Annotated in this window: 2 protein-coding genes; one reads left to right on the top strand and one right to left on the bottom strand. The window is 32.7% G+C overall.

The features are described from left to right. Window positions 1-34 precede the first annotated feature (34 nt). Window positions 35-283, top strand: coding sequence for a hypothetical protein (locus tag GJV76_RS15450; protein WP_155093475.1), 249 nt, complete (start codon window positions 35-37; stop codon window positions 281-283). A 214-nt stretch (window positions 284-497) separates the two neighbouring features. Here the strand turns inward: GJV76_RS15450 and GJV76_RS15455 are convergent, their stop codons facing one another. Further along, on the bottom strand, window positions 498-1,853 hold the full coding sequence (locus GJV76_RS15455) for a DUF6138 family protein (RefSeq protein ID WP_155093476.1): 1,356 nt from the start codon (window positions 1,851-1,853) through the stop codon (window positions 498-500). Window positions 1,854-2,023: the final 170 nt, after the last annotated feature.

A 2,023-nucleotide genomic window follows, 5' to 3' on the forward strand; every position in this document is an offset into this window, starting at 1 on the left:
AAAAGTATCTAAAGAACCCCGATAAAGCACTATAATGAGTAGGTTCTTTTCAAGTAAAAAGGAAGCGTATTCCATCTTTGGTTATCGTAATTCATTAGAGTTTAGACAAGGGAAGAATCATTCTTTTCTATATGGAATTATGATTGAGTATAAAGGGAGCATCAGTAATCATTGGATACATTTTTTATGTGAGGTGAAGTATCTGAATGATTGTGTTGTTCAGATAAATCAAAACCAAGTGTATCTTAATGATCAATTACCTGATTTGATGATGGAAGCTTAAATTGGTAAGTAGANAAAGTGGAGTATATTTTTAGTATTATCTATATTTATTGTGCGTTCTTTTTGTAAGAAACATAAAAATTGCTTTTGCTTAATTACTTTTAAAGGTTGTCATGAGTGTGAATTTAGCTTGTAAAAAGTATGTTGTTCTATATAACTAAAATTGAATGAGCCTTATAATTCTAAAATGGATAAAGAATTATAAGGCTTGTTTTTTATTCAGTTGTTTCTGTTAGTTGTTTAAACAGTGTTATTGCTTCAGTACTCCAATCTTGTGTAAGTGCAGGATAATTATCAGCCAAACCAAAGGTTGTATACATCACATTTTCCCAGCAGTACTCAGCCATTTCTTCTACTTCATTTCCACTGTCTTCAAAATCCTCAAGATCTTCGGCAGAGAAATAATAAGTAGCAAAATGTTCTTTGCTATCTAAAAGTAATTTTAGTACCTCAGTTGAGGTAAAGTATGCTGTATAAGCTTCTTCATGTGGTTGTTCTTGCACAGACAGAACCCCTTGTATATATACTTTAATACTTTCTGCGTCTATTCCGTATTTTTGTAGAAAAGGTAACGTGTAATTTTGATGTACATATTGATGATCTCCGTCTACAATGTGGTAGTAGTTAATTAGAAGATTAAAATAACGTCTATCCCATAGTCCTAATGCCATGACAGCAAAGGTTGAAGGCATCGTACATACCTCTTCATCTACATTAGTGTACCATTCCCATTTTCTCATTACTGTGTTGATATACTCGATCATCAACGGGTGTAGTGCTTCATATTGTACAGCAGTAGCAAATAAATATCTTTGACCACACTCCGGTAGGTTGTCTACCTTCAAATCTTTTAAATTTGGTCCTTCAAATTCAATAGCATAACTCTTAGGAAAGTCATCTTTTAGTAATTTGTTTATATAAGTCAGTACTTTTCGATACGTTTGTTCTGTATCGTCTTGTACTTTTATTCTAATGGTTGCAGTTACATCGTTTGCAATGCAATCTACCTGCTTGTCTTGAAACACAAGAATATCATTTGCAATAGTACCAGCTCCATATTGGTAGAGTTCATCTACTCTTTTGGATCCAAGGCGTTTCGCTAAGTTAAAGTATTTGTTAGCAGTTATAGTGGCATAACTGGCGTCGTATTTTATATGTCCAATAGCCAAATAACACAAGAAACGAAGTATTTCGTCTTGTTCTTGCGTTAAGGGTAGAGGTTCTTGCTTAGTGTCTACTTTGAGCGAACTATCCTTATAACTTACTTGTGGAAATACTGTAGAAATTAGTTTTTTTAATTTCTCACCTAAAGTATAATAATAACTATTGAATCCACTTAAAGCTCTTAGTTTTTCAAAAAAAGCGGTGTATCTTTCTTCAGAAAAAGGAGTTGTTTGAAAGAAATAGTCAATTACAGTACCATTGTAAAATCGCTCACCTGATTCTAATACATAAGGTGATGGATAATCGTCTGCAATCAAACAAGTATTATTGAATATAGCTTCTATAAAGCGATCTAAGAGTGCTTCATTTCCCTCTATTTTTACCAAGTAGTCTAATTCTCTTTTCATTTGTGTAATAAGTACAGATAATGTTTAGTTTGTTTTACGGGACTAAAGGTATAGTTATTTTAAAGAAATCAATCGAATATAGATAGGAGATGAGTTATAAACAAAAAAATCCTAAGCGTAAACTTAGGATTTTTAGTACTCGGAGCGGGACTTGAACCCGCACGGGCATT

Origin of the sequence: Myroides albus, assembly GCF_009711045.1 — a bacterium.
Taxonomy (GTDB): domain Bacteria; phylum Bacteroidota; class Bacteroidia; order Flavobacteriales; family Flavobacteriaceae; genus Flavobacterium; species Flavobacterium album_A.

Excerpts from the sequence above, each read along its gene's own strand:
- GJV76_RS15455 (WP_155093476.1), bottom strand. The coding sequence starts at position 1,853 with ATGAAAAGAGAATTAGACTACTTGGTAAAAATAGAGGGAAATGAAGCA.
- GJV76_RS15450 (WP_155093475.1), top strand. The coding sequence starts at position 35 with ATGAGTAGGTTCTTTTCAAGTAAAAAGGAAGCGTATTCCATCTTTGGT.